The sequence below is a fragment of the Streptomyces sp. CB02056 genome (assembly GCF_001905545.1).
Taxonomy (GTDB): Bacteria; Actinomycetota; Actinomycetes; order Streptomycetales; family Streptomycetaceae; genus Kitasatospora.
Window position 1 is genome coordinate 16,202 of the sequence record NZ_LIPD01000005.1, and the last position, 14,781, is coordinate 30,982.

The following is a 14,781-nucleotide window of genomic DNA, read 5'->3' on the forward strand; positions in this document are numbered from 1 at the left end:
GGCGGGACGGCGGCCCGTCCGGGGTGAGGCTGTCGACCGTACGACGGGGTTCAGCGTACGGGCGGATCCCCCGCTCCGTACCGGCCCCGGCGTCAGGCGTCCCGGCGGGACAGGCCGAGGGCGGCCAGGGTGAAGGCGACGGCGAGGTAGCCGGCCAGGGCGGCGAAGCAGCCGACCGGGCCGAGGCGGTCGGCGCCCGCCGACGCGACCGTGGTGCCGAGGCCTTCGAAGACGCTCTGCAGGCCGAACCGTGACACCCCGTCGCCGAGCGGTGCCAGCAGCATCGGGGAGAGGAAGAACAGGCCGAACAGGGCGGCGACCGCGCCCGCCGTGTGGCGCAGGACGAAGCCGAGCGCGAGGCCGAGCAGGGCGAAGGCGGACAGGAACAGGCCGCAGCCGACCACGGCGCGCGCCACGCCGGGGGCGCCGAGCGGGACGGCGAGGTGCCGGCCGCTCAGGACGCGCCGACCGAGCAGGAAGGTCAGGAAGGCGAGCAGCTGCCCGAGCAGCGCCGAAACCCCGCCGACCACCAGGGCTTTGGCGACGAGCACCTGGCCGCGCCGGGGCACGGCCGCGAGGGTGGTGCGGATCTGGCCGGTGGTGTACTCGCTGGAGGCGGCCAGCGTGCCCAGGGTGCCGACGGCCAGCACCGCGACGTAGAAGCCGCCGGAGAAGCCGTAGCGGACCGGGTCGAAGCGCTCGCGTTGCTCGGCGCTCCAGGAGGCCCAGTTGTCGGCCGCGCTCGCGTAGTCGATCAGGCCGATGAACAGCGCGGCGGCCAGGGCCACGGCCGCCGCGAGCCGGGTCGCGCGGACGCTGCGCAGCTTGACCCACTCCCCGGCCAGGGCGCCCCGGGTGGTCGGTGCGGTGCTCATGCGGTCCTCTTTCCGGGAGTCGTGACGGAAGACGTGGAGGTGGCCCGGTGGTCGACCGCGCCGCCGACGGCGTCCATGAAGGCCTGCTCCAACGAGGCCTGCCGGACGGTGAGTTCGTGGACACCGATACCGTGCCCGGCGGCCAGCTCGCCGATGGCGGACGGCTCCAGGCCGACGACGGCCAGCGCTCCGGCGGGCTCCTCGCCGACGGAGGCCGCCCCGGCCGCGCGCAGCAGCCGGGCCAGCTCCGCCGGGCGGGCGCAGCGCACCAGGACGTCGGTGCGGGCGTGCTCGGCGAGGAAGTCGGCCGTCGAGCGGTCCGCGACGAGCCGTCCGCGCCCGATGACCACCAGGTGGTCGGCGGTGAGGGCCGTTTCGCTCATCAGGTGCGAGGAGAGCAGGACGGTCCGTCCTTCGGCGGCGAGGTCGCGCAGGAGGGTGCGGATCCACTGGACGCCTTCCGGGTCCAGTCCGTTGACGGGTTCGTCGAGCAGCAGGACGGGCGGGTCGCCGAGCAGGGCGGCGGCGATGCCCAGGCGCTGCTTCATGCCGAGCGAGAAGCGCCCGGCCCGGCGCCGGGCCGCCGTCGCCAGACCGGTGAGTTCCAGCACCTCGCGGACCCGGCGGGGGCCGATGCCGTTGGTGACGGCGAGGCCGAGCAGGTGGTGGCGGGCGGAGCGGGCGGGGTGGACGGCACCGGCGTCCAGCAGCGCGCCGACCTCGCGCAGCGGGTGGCGCAGCGAGGCGTACGGGCGGCCGTTGACAGTGGCCCGCCCCGCGGTCGGGGCGTCCAGGCCGAGGATCATCCGCAGGGTGGTGGACTTGCCGGAGCCGTTCGGTCCGAGGAAGCCGGTGACCCGGCCGGGGCGGACGGTGAAGGTGAGTCCGTCCACGGCGAGGGTGCCGCCGTAGCGCTTGCTGAGGTCGCGTACCTCGATCATCGTGCTGCCTTTCCTTGTGGCGTGCCTCCACGCTCCCGTCCGCACCGGGGGCCCGGCCTCCCACCGTGGGCGGAATCCCGGCATCGGACGGGGCCGGTCTCTGCCCGTGGTCGTAGGCCTGGGGGGCGATGCCCCGGCGGCGGGCCGCCGCTAGCCTGGGGCGATGTCCGACATCCCGCGCCCGCCGGTGACCGGAAGGCTCCGCCCGGGCCACTGGGTTCTGGTCGACCTGGCGGTCTCCCTGGCCCTGACCGTGCTCACCTGGCTGCGGGTGCTGGACGCCTACCGGGTGTTCGATCCGCACCACCGGGGCTACGCCGAGCCGACCACGGCCGAGCTGGTGACGGTGCTGGGGTGCGTGGTCGTCGTCGGCGCGGCGGCGGGCCTGCGGCGGCTCGCGCCGGCGGCCGCCGCCGGGGTGGTGTTCGCCGCCTGGGTGGTGGTCGTGGCGGTGGCCGGACGGCTGACCATCGCCAACCTGGCCGGGTTCCAGGTGGTGCTCGCCGCCGCGATGACGGTCTACCTGGTCGCGGCGGTCGGCGCGCCGCGGGTCGGCGCGGCCGCGCTGGCGTTCGGGCTGGTGGGCGCCGGGCTGAGCGGGTTCGGCTCGCGGGAGCTGTGGAACAACCTGGTGTTCGCCGCGCTGGCGGTCGTCACCGCCTGGGCGCTCGGCAGCGCGGCGGCCCGCTACCGCGCGTACGGGGCGGAGCTGCGCCGCCACCAGCTGGACCTCGCCAGGGCCGAGCTCGCGGAGGAGCTCGCCGAGGAGCGGATCCGGCTGGCCCGGGAGCTGCACGACGTGATCGCGCACAGCATGAGCGTGGTCAACGTCCAGGCGGGGTACGGCCGTTTCGTGATCGGCCGGGATCCGGCGAAGGCCGAGCAGGCACTGGACGCCATCCAGGCGGTGAGCCGGGACGCGATGGTGGAGATGCGCGGTCTGCTCACCGTCCTGCGCGGGGCCCCGGCCGAAGGCGCCGACCGTGGAGCGGGCGCCGAGTTCGCCCCCGCGCCCCGACTCGCCGACCTGGAACGGCTGGTGGCCAGCAGCGCGGAGGCCGGGGTGCGGGTCGAGCTGCGGGTCGGCGGCCGGGTCCGGACGCTGTCGGACGGCGTCGAGCTGTCGGCGTTCCGGATCGTCCAGGAGGCGCTGACCAACGTGGCGAGGCACGCGGGCACCGACTCGGCCCGGGTGGACGTGGCGTACGAGGAGGACCGGTTGGTGCTGGAGGTGACCGACCCCGGGTGCGGCACCCTGAACGGTGCCGGGACAGGCGAGGGGCACGGCCTGGCCGGGATCGCCGAACGGGTCGGCCTGTACCGGGGCCGCCTGGAGGCCGGGCCGGGCCCGGACGGCGGCTTCCGGGTCCGGGCCGTCCTGCCGCTGGCCGAGGCCGCGGTCGAGGCCGCGTCATGACGGCGGCCGGGGAGCGCCCCGCCCCGCCGGTCCGGGTCGTGGTCGCCGACGACCAGGCGCTGGTCCGGGCCGGCCTGGCCGGGATCGTGGCCGCCGCCGACGGGTTCACCGTGGTGGGCGAGGCCGCCGACGGCGCGCAGGCCGTCCGGCTGGCCCGCACCGAGCACCCGGACGTGGCCCTGATGGACATCCGGATGCCGGGCACCGACGGCCTCGCGGCCACCCGGCGGATCACCGCCGAGAGCGGCGTACGGATCCTCGTCCTCACCACCTTCGACCTGGACGAGTACATCTACGGCGCGCTGCGCGCCGGAGCCTCCGGCTTCCTGCTCAAGTCCACCCCGCCCGAGGACCTGCTGACCGCGATCCGGGTGGTCGCCGCCGGGGAGGCGCTGCTCGCCCCGAGCGTCACCCGCCGGCTGATCCGCGCGTTCACCGCCGCCTCCACCGGCCCCGCCGAACCGCCGGCGGACCGCGACGGCGAGCGGCAGCGGGTCCTCCAGGCCGTCACCGGACGGGAGTTGGAGGTGCTCACGCTGATCGGCCGCGGGCTCACCAACACCGAGATCGCCGAGCGGCTGTGCGTCAGCACGGGCACGGTCAAGACCCACGTCGGCCACCTGCTGGCGAAGCTCGCCGCCCGCGACCGCGTCCACCTGGTGATCACCGCCTACCGGGCGGCCCTGGTCGCCTGACACCCGCCCCGGGCTCCTGGACCCCGCCACCCGTGACGGTGGGTGATGACGCTACTCGGCGCAGCGGGTTTGCCGCCCGTCAGCGGGCCCGGAACGCTGGGAGCCCGGGGGGAGCCACCCGCCACACCAGGAGTCCCCGCAGATGTCCCCGAAAACCGTCGCCGCGCTCGCCGCGGGCCTCGTCGGCACCATAGCCCTCGCCCACGTCGCCTTCGCGGGCGCCCCCGTCACCCTGAACATGGCCACCGGCAGCGCCGAGTGCACGCTCACCTGGGCGAAGCCCGGCATCACCTTCAAGGCCCTGACGCCCGGCGGCAACGCCGCGTCCTTCCGGGACGTCGACGCAACCGGGACGGTCACCATCGACCTCACCTCCGTCGGCAACCCCGTCACCCTGGCGAACTCCGTCTACATCCGGACGGCGGCCAAGGGCGGCTTCACCCTGACCGACGCCTCCGGCCGCTACGTGCAGGTCTCGAACCTCGAAGGCAGCCTCTCCGGCGACAGCACCTTCGTCGTGCAGACCAGCAGCGACCCCGCCGGCACCCGCCTCCCGGTGTACAACATCCCCACCCGGCCCCGGATCAGCCCGGACGTGCAGTCCGTCCTGCCGCCGCGCGTCAACCTCGCGCTCTCCGACATCTGGATGAGCGTCCTGCCCGAGTTCGCCACCGTCATGAACCAGACCTTCGGCGACGGCACCCTCCGGCCCGGCGACCAGCTCGGCACCTGCACCGCCCGGACCACCTCCTGACGCGGCCGCCACCGGGCGATACCGGGGCGCCGACCGGGTACAGGTGACGGGGGCGGCCCCGCCCCTGACCCGGCGTCCGGGAGGAAACCCATGTCCGCACCGTTCCAGCACCGCCGGTTCGCCGTCGACGACGACGGCAACGACCTGGGGTACCTGCTGTCGCTGCCGGACGGTTACCAGGACGGGCCCGGGCAGTGGCCGCTGCTGCTCTTCCTGCACGGCGCCCTGGAGCGCGGCGAGGACCCGGCGGTCCTGGCCGCGCACGGCCCGGTCCGGCAGATCGCCGAGGGGGCGCGGCTGCCGTTCGTGGTGCTGGCCCCCCAGTGCCCGGCCCACAGTTCCTGGGTGGCGGAGCTGAGCAGCCTCGCCGCCCTCCTGGCGGAGGTGGAGCGGGAGGTCCGGATCGATCCGGACCGCCGGTATGTGACCGGCCTCAGCATGGGCGGCACCGGCTCGTGGGCGCTCGCCGCCCGGTACCCGCGCCGGTTCGCCGCCGCCGTACCGGTCTGCGGCTCCTGGCTGCGGGAGTCCGCACCGCGCCTGACCGCCGTCCCCGTCTGGACCTTCCACGGCGAGGAGGACGAGGTCATCCCGGTCTCGCACACCGAGCGCCTGGTCGACGCGCTGCGCGCACTGGGCGGCCCGGTGCGGTTCACCCGCTACCCGGGCGTCGGCCACGACTCCTGGACCCGGACGTACGACGACCCCGAGGTCTACGACTGGCTGCTCGCCCAGTCCCGCCCCGGCGATCCCACCCTCCGAACGGTCCCCACCCCCACCGCGCCCACCGCGGACAGCCACGTGGAACCCGCTTAGGCCTATGGCCGGGATCCGCTCGCCCAGGGCCCTCGGCTGACACCGGTCCACCTGGGCGTTGATCGTCTGTCTACCGCCGTCACGCACGATCGATCCCGCAGAGCGCGCCCCACACGCTCACGGGCGCGAACGGACGAGAGAGGCACACGGGGACATGAAGACGACGAAGAAGCTGCGGCACACCGTGCTCGGGATCGCGGCCGGCATGCTGGCCCTGGTCGGGACGGTGGCGTCGGCGGGGACCGCGCACGCCGACGGCCCGCCCAGCGCGTACCTGAACGAGCCCGGCATCCTCTACCGCGGCGGCCACATCGAGGCGGGCGACACCCAGCTGGTCCTGCAGAACGACGGCAACCTCGTCCTCTACCGGGCCTACCAGGACCCGAGTCTCGTCCACGCCGTGTGGCAGGCGCCCAAGACCTGGGGCTGCGGCTACAAGGCGATCATGCAGGGCGACGGGAACTTCGTCGTCTACGACGTCAACAGCCACCCCTGCTGGAGCGCCGACACCTTCAAGCCCAGCTCCCTCGCGAACGCCAGCCTCGCGGTCTCCGCCCTCGGCGGCCTCAAGGTCGTCTTCGTCAACCCCAGCGGCGGCCGGAGCATCAGCTGGGCGACGATCCGCAGCTCCGACCTGTACTAGGCACGGTGCCGGCGGTCTGCCGGTGGTGACGGTGATCCATCAGCGGTCTGTGGGTGGCGCGTTGTTCATTGGCCGGGCGGTGCGTCGCCGACGACGCACCGCCCGAGCCGAAGGAGCCCCCGTCATGTCCTCCACCCACCCCAGCCCGCCGTGGGACGTCCACCGGCTGCCCTCCGCCGCCGGCAGGTCCTTCCTGGTCACCGGGGGCAACGCCGGGATCGGCTACTTCGTCGCGGAGCAGCTCGCCGGGACCGGGGCCGTCGTGGTGCTCGGGAGCCGGGACGGGGCGAAGGCCTCGGCCGCCATGGCCTCGATCCGCTCCCGCGTCCCCGGCGCGCGGCTGCGCCACCTCCGGCTGGACCTCGCCGACCTGGCGTCCGTGCGGACCGCCGCGGACGGTCTCGGACTCGACCGCCTCGACGCGGTGGTCCACAACGCCGGTGTAGCGCTCGACGATCCGCCGCGGTGCACGACGAAGGACGGCCACGAGCTGATGTTCGGGGTCAACCACCTGGGGCACGTCGCGCTGACCCGGGCCCTGGCGCCGCTGCTGTCCGCGGCGCCCGCCGCCCGGGTCGTGACGGTGGGCAGCTTCGCGGCGCGCTCCGAGCGGCTGGACCCGGACGACCTCCAGTCGGCCCGGGACTACCGCCCGAAGCGCGCCTACGGCCGGTCGAAGCTGGCGCAGATGTCCTTCGCCTTCGAGCTCGACCGCCGCCTGCACGCCCGCGGCAGCACCGTGCTCAGCCTGGTCGCGCATCCCGGCGGCGCCCTGGACTCGCTGACCCCGGCCCGCCCGGGGGTGCACGCGGCGACCCGCGGCAGCCGGCTGCGGGGCGCGCCCGCCGGGCTGCTGCTCCAGGGCAAGGACCGCGGGGCCTGGCCGATCGTCCGGGCCGTCCTGGACCCGCGGGTGCAGGGCGGACAGCTGTGGGGGCCCAGGGCCTTCGGCCTGCGCGGCGCACCCGAGCTGGAGCCGGTCCGCGCCCACATGACCGATCCGGCCCTCGCCGCACGCCTGTGGGACGCCAGCTGCGAAGCGGCCGGCGTCGAGCCCGACCTGGCCCTCCTGTAGCGGCGGCTTCGTCCCAGCGGCTCCCCCGGTGCCCGTCCATCCCAGGAGGTGACAGGGCACGCGCGCCGGGGGGACCCTGGAGGGGGCGGCCGGCTGCCCCGCGCGGAGCCGAGGAGGTTGACCCGTGAGGTTCATCCAGATCATCGAGTACCGGACGAGTCGGATCGACGAGTTCAACGCCCTGCTCGACAGCTGGGTCGAGAAGAACGCGGGCCACCGGCTGGCGACCCGCTCGCTGCAGACCCGTGACCGCGACGGCGAGAACGTGTACCTGAACATCGTGGAGTTCCCCTCGCACGAGGCGGCGATGCGGAACTCCGACCGCCCTGAGACCTCGGAGTTCGCCGCGCGGGCCGCCGCCCTGTGCGACGGGCCGCCGGTGTTCCGCAACCTCGACCTGGTGAACGAATGGACCTTCCAAGCCTGAGCCGACGCGCGGACGCCGTACGGACAGGCGGCGGGGACGGCGGGATTCCGGTCGGCCGGTAGATTCGCTCCCTCACCACCGACCGAGGGAGTCCCCGTGCCCGACCGGCCCAGCCTGCTGTACGTGACCGACCTGGCCTACCCCGCCCGCGGCCGGCGCTACGGCGACGAGGACGTCCTCCTCACCTCCCGGCTGCGGGAGCACTTCGACCTGGCCCTGTGCCACCCGCTCGACGCCCGGTCCCTGATGGGCCGCTTCGACGGGGTCGTGGTGCGCAACAGCGGCCCGGTGCTGCACTACCGGGAGGAGTACGCCCGGTTCCGCTCCCAGGCGCTGGCCGACGGCGTACGCGTCTACAACCCGCTGACCGGGCGGGGCGACATGGCCGGGAAGCGGTACCTGCTGGACCTGACCGCGTCGGGCCACCCGGTCATCCCCACCGTCGACCGGCCGCAGGACCTCGACCGGCTGCCCGCCGCCGAGCGCTACGCGGTCAAGCCCGAGGAGGGCGCCGACAGCATAGGCCTGCGCTTCCTCACCCGCGAGGAGCTGGACGGCGTCGAGTGGGGCGAGGTGCTGGTCCAGCCGCGGATCGACTTCCGGTACGAGGTCTCGTTCTACTTCGTGGACGACGCCTTCCAGTACGCCCTCCACACGCCCGACCCGGCCCGGCGCTGGGTCCTGGAGCCGTACGAGCCGAGCGCCGCCGACCTCGCGTTCGCCCGCGGCTTCGTCGACTGGAACACGCTCGCCCACGGGATCCAGCGGGTGGACGCCTGCCGCGCGCCGGACGGGCGCCTGCTCCTGGTCGAGCTGGAGGACCTCAACCCCTACCTCTCCCTCGACCTGGTCGCCGAGGAGGTCCGGGAGGGCTTCGTCCGGGCCATGGCGGACTCGCTGCACCGCTTCCTGGACTGACCCCGACCGCGTACGCCGCCGCCCCGGGAATCGCCTCCCGGGGCGGCGGCGTAACCGGTCGGGCCCTCAGCAGATCCGCGGCAGCTGCTCGCCCATCGGCAGGTCGACCACCCGGGTGCCGCCGAAGCCGGTCCGGGCGACGACCATCCCCGGGTGCTCCGCGACGCACTCGCCGATCACCACCGCCTCCGCGCCGAGCGGGTGGGCGCGCATGGCGGCGAGCACCACGTCCGCCGAGAGACGCGGGACGAAGGCGACCAGTCGGCCCTCGTTGGCGATGTACATCGGGTCCAGTCCCAGCACGGCGCAGGCGTTGGCCACCGGCTCCGGGACGGGGACGGCCCGTTCGCTGAGCACCACGCCCACCCCGGCCGCGACGGCGATCTCGTTGAGCGCCGCGGCCAGGCCGCCCCGGGTGGGGTCGCGCAGCACGTGCAGGTCGGCGGTGGCCGCGAGCATCGCCTCGACCAGGCCGCCGAGCGCCGCGCTGTCGCTGCGCACCTCGACCCCGAACTCCAGGCCCTCCCGGACGCTCATGATCGCGACCCCGTGCAGCCCGATCGGCCCGCTGACGATCACCACGTCGCCGGGGCGGGCGCGCTGCGGCCTGATGTCGACCCCGGCCGGGACGAGCCCGATGCCGGCGGTGTTCAGGTAGATACCGTCCCCGTGCCCGGCCTCGACCACCTTGGTGTCCCCGGTGGCGATCTCGACCCCGGCGGTACGGGCGGCGGCGCCGAGCGCCCGGGCGACCCGGTCCACCACGGCCATCTCCACCCCCTCCTCCAGGATGAAGCCGCAGGACAGGTAGGCCGCCCGGGCCCCGCTCATGGCGAGGTCGTTGACCGTGCCGTTGACGGCGAGGTCGCCGATGCAGCCGCCGGGGAAGAACAGCGGCCGCACCACGTAGGAGTCGGTGGAGAAGGCGAGCCGGGCGCCGCCCAGCTCCAGCACGGCGGAGTCGCCGAGCCCGGCGAGCACGGGGCCGCCGAAGGCCGGCGCGAACAGGTTATCCACCAGCTCGGCGGACATCACCCCGCCGCCGCCGTGGCCCATCACCACCCGGGGGTGGTCGCGCAGCGGCAGCGGGCAGCTCCAGCCGGAGAAGTCGGGCCGCTCGGTGCCCGGGTCCGTGCCCGGGTCGGCGCCGGGCCCGCTGAGCAGTTCGGTGTCAGCCAACGCGACCCGCCTCCTGAGGCGCCTGAAGCTCCCGACGTTCCTGCGGCTCCTGGGCCCGGACGGACGTCCCCGGCACACCCAGCCGCCGGTACAGGTAGTACGCCGCGCACGCCCCCTCGCTGGACACCATCGTGGCGCCGAGCGGCGTGCGCGGTGTGCAGACGGTGCCGAAGGCCTCGCACTGGTGGGGCTTCAGCAGCCCCTGCAGCACCTCGCCGCTGCGGCAGGCGGCGGGTTCGCGGGTGGTGATCCCGCCGACGTCGAAGCGGTGCTCGGCGTCGTGGTCGCGGTAGCGCGGGGAGAGCCGCCACCCGCTGCGCGGGATCACGCCGATGCCCCGCCAGGGACGGTCGGCGACCTCGAAGACGTCCTCCAGCATGGCGCGGGCCGCCGGGTTGCCCTCGGGGCGGACGGCCCGCGGGTAGGCGTTGTCGACGGTGTGCTCGCCGCGCTCCAACTGCCGTACGGTGCGCCGGATTCCCTCCAGGATGTCCAGCGGCTCGAAGCCGGTGACGACGATCGGCACCCGGTGGCGTTCGGCCAGCGCCGGGTACTCGGCGGTGCCCATCACGCTGCACACGTGCCCGGCGGCGAGGAAGCCCTGGACCCGGCAGTCCGGCGAGTCCATGATCGCCTCGATCGCGGGCGGCACCCGGACGTGCGAGACCAGCATGCTGAAGTTGCGCAGCCCCTGCTTCCTGGCCAGGTGGACGGCCATGGCGTTCGGCGGGGCGGTGGTCTCGAAGCCGATGCCGAAGAAGACCACCTCCCGGTCCGGGTTCTCCCGGGCGATCCGCAGGGCGTCCAGCGGCGAGTACACCACCCGGACGTCGCCGCCCTCGCCGCGGACCCGGAACAGGTCCCGGTCGGTGCCGGGCACCCGCAGCATGTCGCCGAAGGAGCAGAAGACCACCCCCGGCCGGGCCGCGATCACCAGGGCCCGGTCGATCGTCTCCAGCGGGGTGACGCACACCGGGCAGCCCGGCCCGTGGATCAACTCGACCTCCTCCGGCAGGAGTTGGTCGATGGCGTGCCGGATGATGCTGTGCGTCTGGCCGCCGCAGACCTCCATCAGCGCCCACGGCCGGGTGACCGTCGCCCTGATGTCGGCGATCAGCCCGGCGGCCAGCTCGGGGTTGCGGAACTCCTCCAGGTACTTCACCGTCCGGCCTCCTCAGCCTCGGTCCCAGAGCCCGCCGCCGCCCCGGCGGCCTCCCAGGGATCGCCGAACTCCTCCTGCAACAGCCCGAGTTCCTCGAAGAGGGCGAGGGTGCGCCGGGCCGACTCCTCGTCCAGGCGCTGCAGCGCGAAGCCCACGTGGACGATCGCGTAGTCCCCCACCGCCAGGTCCGGCAGGTACTCCAGGCACACGTCCTTGACCACTCCGCCGAAGTCCATCACCGCCATCCTCGCCCCGTCCCGCTCCCCGATCTCCGTCACCCTGCCGGGCACAGCCAGACACATCCGCTCTCACTCCTCCCGGGTGGCCGTCGACCGGGCGGCCACCATCAGCTGGCCGAGCGCCAGACCACCGTCGTTGGGCGGCACCCGGCGGTGCCGCAGTACCGTGAATCCGTCCTCCCCGAGGCCGCTCGCGCAGGCCGAGGAGAGCAGTGCGTTGGCGAAGACCCCGCCGCTGAGCGCCACCGTGGTGATGCCGTACCGGTCCCGGACGGCCGCGCAGCTCCGCCGGACCAGGTCGGCCACCGCGCGGTGGAAGCGGACGGCGACCAGGCCCGCGGGGGCGCCCGCGGTCACGTCGGCCACCACGGCGGCCAGCACCGGCCCGGGGTCGGCGGTCCAGCCGCCGGCCCGCGCCGACAACCCGAACGCGTAGCCCTCGTCCGCCCGCGCCGCCGACCCGGCCCCGGGGCCGTCCGCGCGGCCGGACCCGCAGGCCGCCGCCTCCAGTTCGATCGCCGCCTGGGCCTCGTACCCGGCTCGGTGGCAGACCCCGGCGAGCGAGGAGACCGCGTCGAACAGCCGCCCCATGCTGGAGCTCGGCAGGCAGTTCAGTCGCCGCTCCAACTGCCGGTCCAGCAGCCCGCGTTCCGCCGCTCCGCAGGCCCGGACCGGCGGCAGCTCCGGCAGCCAGGGCAGCCCGGCCGCGCGCAGGTGGGCGAGCGCCGTCCGGTACGGGCGCTCGACGGCCGCATCCCCGCCCGGCAGCGGCACGTACCCGAGGTGGGCGAGGCGGCGGAACCCGTCGTAGTCGGCCAGCAGCACCTCGCCGCCCCAGACCGCGCCGTCCGCGCCGTAGCCCGTGCCGTCGAAGGCCACCCCGAGCACCGGGCGGCTGCCGTCCAGTCCGTGCTCGGCCATCACCGCGGCGATGTGGGCGTGGTGGTGCTGGACCCGGTGCACCGGCCGACCGGCGGCGGTCCGTTCGGCGTGCCGGAGCGAGCGGTAGCCGGGGTGCCGGTCGGCGACCAGCAGTTCGGGCCGTACGCCGCTGACCGTGCCGAGCTGCTCGACCGCCCGGTCGAAGGCCCGCAGGGTGGCCAGGTCGTCCATGTCGCCGATGTGGCCGGACAGCCAGGCGTAGCCGTCCCGGGCCAGCGCGAAGGTGTTCTTCAGGTCGCCACCGACCGCCAGCGCCGGGCGCACGGGCACCGGCAGCGGGATCGGCAGCGGCGCGTACCCGCGCGAGCGGCGCAGCGGCAGCTGCTCGCCGTCCACCACCCGCACCACCGAGTCCTCGCAGGGCACGTGGATCGGCCGGTCGTGGCCGAGCCAGCCGTCGACCAGCGGGGCGAGCCGCTCCAGCGCCTCCCGGTCCTCGGTCACGATCGGCTCGCCGGAGAGGTTGGCGCTGGTCATCACCAGCAGGTCCGGCCCGGGGGCGGCGAGCAGCAGGTGGTGCAGCGGCGTGTACGGGAGCATCACCCCGAGGTCGGGGCTGCCCGGGGCCACGCCCTCGGGCACCGGCAGGCCGGTGCGGCGCAGCAGGACGATCGGCCGGACCGGCCCGGTGAGCAGTTCCCGCTCGACCGGGTCGACGGGCAGCAGGCCCTCGACGGTGGCGAGGTCGCGGGCCATCAGGGCGAAGGGCTTGCGGCCGCGCCGCTTGCGCCGGCGCAGCAGGGCGACGGCCGCGGCGTCGCGCGCGTCGCAGGCGAGGTGGTAGCCGCCGATGCCCTTGACGGCGAGGACCGCGCCGTCGGCCAGCAGCCGCCGGGCCTCCGCCAGGGCCTGCTCCCCGCCGAGGTCGGGGCGTCCGGGCACGGTCAGCGCGAGCCTGGGCCCGCAGGCGTGGCAGGCGACGGGTTGGGCGTGGAAGCGGCGGTCGGCGGGGTCCGCGTACTCGCGGGCGCAGTCCGGGCACAGCGGGAAGCCGGCCATGGTGGTGTTGGCCCGGTCGTACGGCAGGCCGGTGACGATGGTGTGCCGGGGGCCGCAGTTGGTGCAGCTGATGAACGGGTGCCGGTGGCGGCGGTCGGCCGGGTCGGCGAGTTCGGCCAGGCAGTCGGCGCAGACGGCGGTGTCGGGCGGGATCAGGGTGGCGCGGGCGCCGTCGGGGCGGGAGGGGACGATGCGGAAGCCGGTGGCGCCGGTGGCGGCGAGCGGCGCGTGCTCCACCGCGTGCACCTGGGCGAGCGGCGGCGCGTCGCCGGCCACCCGCCGGCAGAAGGCGTCCAGCGCGTCCGGGCTGCCCTCGACCTCGACCAGGACGCCCTCGCCGGTGTTGGTGACGGTGCCGGCCAGTCCGAGTTCACCGGCCAGGGTGTGGACGAACGGCCGGAAGCCGACCCCCTGCACCAGGCCGCGGACGGCGACCCGCCGCCGCTCGCGGTCGAGCCCGGGGTGGGCGGCCGTCACGCGTGCTCCCCCACGGCGGAGCGGCCGTGGTCGTGGCCGTGGTCGTGATCCTGAGAGTGCCCATGGTCGTGATCCTGAGAGTGCCCGTGGTCGTGCGGCGCCGCCGCGGCCATCACCGGCCGGTGCGGCCGCGCCCCGGCCAGGAGGCCGAGCGCCCGGTCCAGCAGCGCCCCGACGCCCTCGCCCGTCCGGGCCGAGGTGTTCAGCACCTCCACCCCGGGGTTGACCCGCTGGACGTTGGCCAGGAACGCCGCCTCGTCGAACTCGGCCGCCGCCGCGAGGTCCGTCTTCGTCACCAGCACCAGGTTGGCCAGCCCGAAGGCCGTCGGGTACTTGAGCGGCTTGTCCTCGCCCTCGGTCACCGAGGCCAGCACCACCCGCAGCGTCTCGCCTAGGTCGTAGGAGGCCGGGCAGACCAGGTTGCCGACGTTCTCCACGAACAGCAGCCGGCAGTCGTCCGGCAGCCAGCCGTCCAGGTGCCCGGCGAGCATCCGCGCCTCCAGGTGGCAGAGCCCGTCGGTGAGCACCTGCTTCACCGGGGCGCCCGAGCGGGCCAGCCGGCGCGCGTCGTTCTCGGTGGCGAGGTCGGCGGTCAGCGCGGCGACGGGCACCCCGCGTCGCCGGGCGAGCCCCAACTCGGCCTCCAGCAGCGCGGTCTTGCCGCTGCCGGGGCTGGACAGCAGGTTCACCGCGACCGTCCCCCGCGCGGCCAGCGCCGCCCGCAGTCCGCGGGCGCTGTCGTCGTTGCGGGCGAGGACCGCCTGACGGAGGTCGACCGTGCGGCACATCGGCATCAGCCTTTCTGGTTCGGCCCGGACGTCAAAGCTCCTGGGCCCACTCGACGTCGAGGATCTGCAGCTCGCGGCCGGACAGCAGCTCCACGCCGCCACCGCCGGAGCAGCTCGGGCAGCCGAGGTCCGGCGGCATGCCGACCGCCCACTCGACCGCGCAGGGGGCGCAGCGGGCCCGGGCCGCGACGGACTCGGTGTCCAGCGCCGCGCCCGCCACCAGCGTTCCGGCGCAGGCGAGTTCGAAGCAGAAGTCGAGGGCCTCGGGCACCACGCCGGCCAGCTCGCCGACCCGCAGCCGCACCCGTACCACCCCGGGGGCCCCGTGTTCGCGCGCGGCCGTGTCCACCTGCTCGACGACGGCTTCGGCGATCGACATCTCGTGCATGGGTCCCTTCCCGGAGCGGGCGGCAACGCGCCCCATTACAGGGCTC

At 75.1% G+C, this 14,781-nt stretch carries 16 protein-coding genes; 8 read left to right on the forward strand and 8 right to left on the reverse strand.

All coding sequences use genetic code 11. From position 1 onward, the window contains the following. Positions 1-92: 92 nt before the first annotated feature. Positions 93-875 (reverse strand): hypothetical protein, encoded by a 783-nt coding sequence (locus AMK13_RS15315; RefSeq protein ID WP_074002667.1) that lies wholly within the window; start codon positions 873-875, stop codon positions 93-95. Next, a complete protein-coding gene (locus AMK13_RS15320; RefSeq protein WP_074002668.1) occupies positions 872-1,816 on the reverse strand; it encodes an ABC transporter ATP-binding protein in 945 nt (314 codons plus the stop codon). The genes AMK13_RS15315 and AMK13_RS15320 overlap by 4 nt, the downstream gene beginning before the upstream one ends. 163 nt (positions 1,817-1,979) lie before the next feature. Here AMK13_RS15320 and AMK13_RS15325 point away from each other — a divergent pair, with 163 nt between their 5' ends. From AMK13_RS15325 to AMK13_RS15360, 8 genes are all read left to right on the forward strand, one after another. Then, complete coding sequence (locus AMK13_RS15325) at positions 1,980-3,233, forward strand: sensor histidine kinase (RefSeq protein ID WP_074002669.1); 1,254 nt, start codon at positions 1,980-1,982, stop codon at positions 3,231-3,233. Continuing rightward, positions 3,230-3,928 carry a response regulator gene (locus tag AMK13_RS15330; protein WP_074002670.1) on the forward strand — a complete coding sequence of 233 codons (699 nt, stop codon included), beginning with the start codon at positions 3,230-3,232 and terminating at the stop codon, positions 3,926-3,928. Before AMK13_RS15325 ends, AMK13_RS15330 begins: the two co-directional genes overlap by 4 nt. Before the next feature lie 142 nt (positions 3,929-4,070). Then, positions 4,071-4,682: a hypothetical protein gene (locus tag AMK13_RS15335; RefSeq protein WP_074002671.1), complete on the forward strand. Its 612-nt coding sequence runs from the start codon at positions 4,071-4,073 to the stop codon at positions 4,680-4,682. A gap of 90 nt (positions 4,683-4,772) precedes the next feature. Continuing rightward, the gene (locus AMK13_RS15340; RefSeq protein ID WP_074002672.1) at positions 4,773-5,498 is read left to right on the forward strand and encodes a prolyl oligopeptidase family serine peptidase; all 726 of its coding nucleotides are present in this window, start codon (positions 4,773-4,775) and stop codon (positions 5,496-5,498) included. A gap of 154 nt (positions 5,499-5,652) precedes the next feature. After that, on the forward strand, positions 5,653-6,141 hold the full coding sequence (locus AMK13_RS15345) for a hypothetical protein (RefSeq protein ID WP_074002673.1): 489 nt from the start codon (positions 5,653-5,655) through the stop codon (positions 6,139-6,141). 124 nt (positions 6,142-6,265) lie between these two features. Next, complete coding sequence (locus AMK13_RS15350) at positions 6,266-7,216, forward strand: SDR family NAD(P)-dependent oxidoreductase (protein WP_074002674.1); 951 nt, start codon at positions 6,266-6,268, stop codon at positions 7,214-7,216. 124 nt (positions 7,217-7,340) lie between these two features. Then, complete coding sequence (locus AMK13_RS15355) at positions 7,341-7,643, forward strand: hypothetical protein (protein WP_049652574.1); 303 nt, start codon at positions 7,341-7,343, stop codon at positions 7,641-7,643. A 96-nt stretch (positions 7,644-7,739) separates the two neighbouring features. Beyond that, positions 7,740-8,561, forward strand: a complete 822-nt coding sequence (locus AMK13_RS15360; RefSeq protein WP_074002675.1) for a hypothetical protein — start codon at positions 7,740-7,742, stop codon at positions 8,559-8,561. Between the two features lie 66 nt (positions 8,562-8,627). On the opposite strand, the gene hypE is transcribed toward AMK13_RS15360, so the two are convergent. Genes hypE through hypA form a run of 6 tightly spaced genes read right to left on the reverse strand, consistent with a single transcriptional unit; the run spans position 8,628 to position 14,735 of the window. After that, complete coding sequence (gene hypE / locus AMK13_RS15365) at positions 8,628-9,725, reverse strand: hydrogenase expression/formation protein HypE (protein WP_074002933.1); 1,098 nt, start codon at positions 9,723-9,725, stop codon at positions 8,628-8,630. A gap of 7 nt (positions 9,726-9,732) precedes the next feature. Continuing rightward, a complete protein-coding gene (hypD, locus tag AMK13_RS15370; protein WP_074002676.1) occupies positions 9,733-10,902 on the reverse strand; it encodes a hydrogenase formation protein HypD in 1,170 nt (389 codons plus the stop codon). Further along, positions 10,899-11,204, reverse strand: a complete 306-nt coding sequence (locus AMK13_RS15375; RefSeq protein ID WP_074002677.1) for a HypC/HybG/HupF family hydrogenase formation chaperone — start codon at positions 11,202-11,204, stop codon at positions 10,899-10,901. The genes hypD and AMK13_RS15375 overlap by 4 nt, the downstream gene beginning before the upstream one ends. 6 nt (positions 11,205-11,210) lie before the next feature. Next, positions 11,211-13,559, reverse strand: coding sequence for a carbamoyltransferase HypF (gene hypF / locus AMK13_RS15380; protein WP_074002678.1), 2,349 nt, complete (start codon positions 13,557-13,559; stop codon positions 11,211-11,213). Further along, the gene (hypB, locus tag AMK13_RS15385; protein ID WP_074002934.1) at positions 13,556-14,347 is read right to left on the reverse strand and encodes a hydrogenase nickel incorporation protein HypB; all 792 of its coding nucleotides are present in this window, start codon (positions 14,345-14,347) and stop codon (positions 13,556-13,558) included. The genes hypF and hypB overlap by 4 nt, the downstream gene beginning before the upstream one ends. Positions 14,348-14,378: 31 nt before the next feature. Continuing rightward, on the reverse strand, positions 14,379-14,735 hold the full coding sequence (gene hypA / locus AMK13_RS15390; protein ID WP_074002679.1) for a hydrogenase maturation nickel metallochaperone HypA: 357 nt from the start codon (positions 14,733-14,735) through the stop codon (positions 14,379-14,381). Between the last annotated feature and the right edge of the window lie 46 nt (positions 14,736-14,781).

What these genes read in the sequence shown, in the direction of transcription:
- hypA (WP_074002679.1), bottom strand. Translation starts at nt 14,735, where the DNA reads ATGCACGAGATGTCGATCGCCGAAGCCGTCGTCGAGCAGGTGGACACG.
- AMK13_RS15335 (WP_074002671.1), top strand. Translation starts at nt 4,071, where the DNA reads ATGTCCCCGAAAACCGTCGCCGCGCTCGCCGCGGGCCTCGTCGGCACC.
- AMK13_RS15340 (WP_074002672.1), top strand. Translation starts at nt 4,773, where the DNA reads ATGTCCGCACCGTTCCAGCACCGCCGGTTCGCCGTCGACGACGACGGC.
- AMK13_RS15350 (WP_074002674.1), top strand. Translation starts at nt 6,266, where the DNA reads ATGTCCTCCACCCACCCCAGCCCGCCGTGGGACGTCCACCGGCTGCCC.
- AMK13_RS15330 (WP_074002670.1), top strand. Translation starts at nt 3,230, where the DNA reads ATGACGGCGGCCGGGGAGCGCCCCGCCCCGCCGGTCCGGGTCGTGGTC.
- hypB (WP_074002934.1), bottom strand. Translation starts at nt 14,347, where the DNA reads ATGTGCCGCACGGTCGACCTCCGTCAGGCGGTCCTCGCCCGCAACGAC.
- AMK13_RS15320 (WP_074002668.1), bottom strand. Translation starts at nt 1,816, where the DNA reads ATGATCGAGGTACGCGACCTCAGCAAGCGCTACGGCGGCACCCTCGCC.
- AMK13_RS15345 (WP_074002673.1), top strand. Translation starts at nt 5,653, where the DNA reads ATGAAGACGACGAAGAAGCTGCGGCACACCGTGCTCGGGATCGCGGCC.
- AMK13_RS15315 (WP_074002667.1), bottom strand. Translation starts at nt 875, where the DNA reads ATGAGCACCGCACCGACCACCCGGGGCGCCCTGGCCGGGGAGTGGGTC.
- AMK13_RS15375 (WP_074002677.1), bottom strand. Translation starts at nt 11,204, where the DNA reads ATGTGTCTGGCTGTGCCCGGCAGGGTGACGGAGATCGGGGAGCGGGAC.
- AMK13_RS15325 (WP_074002669.1), top strand. Translation starts at nt 1,980, where the DNA reads ATGTCCGACATCCCGCGCCCGCCGGTGACCGGAAGGCTCCGCCCGGGC.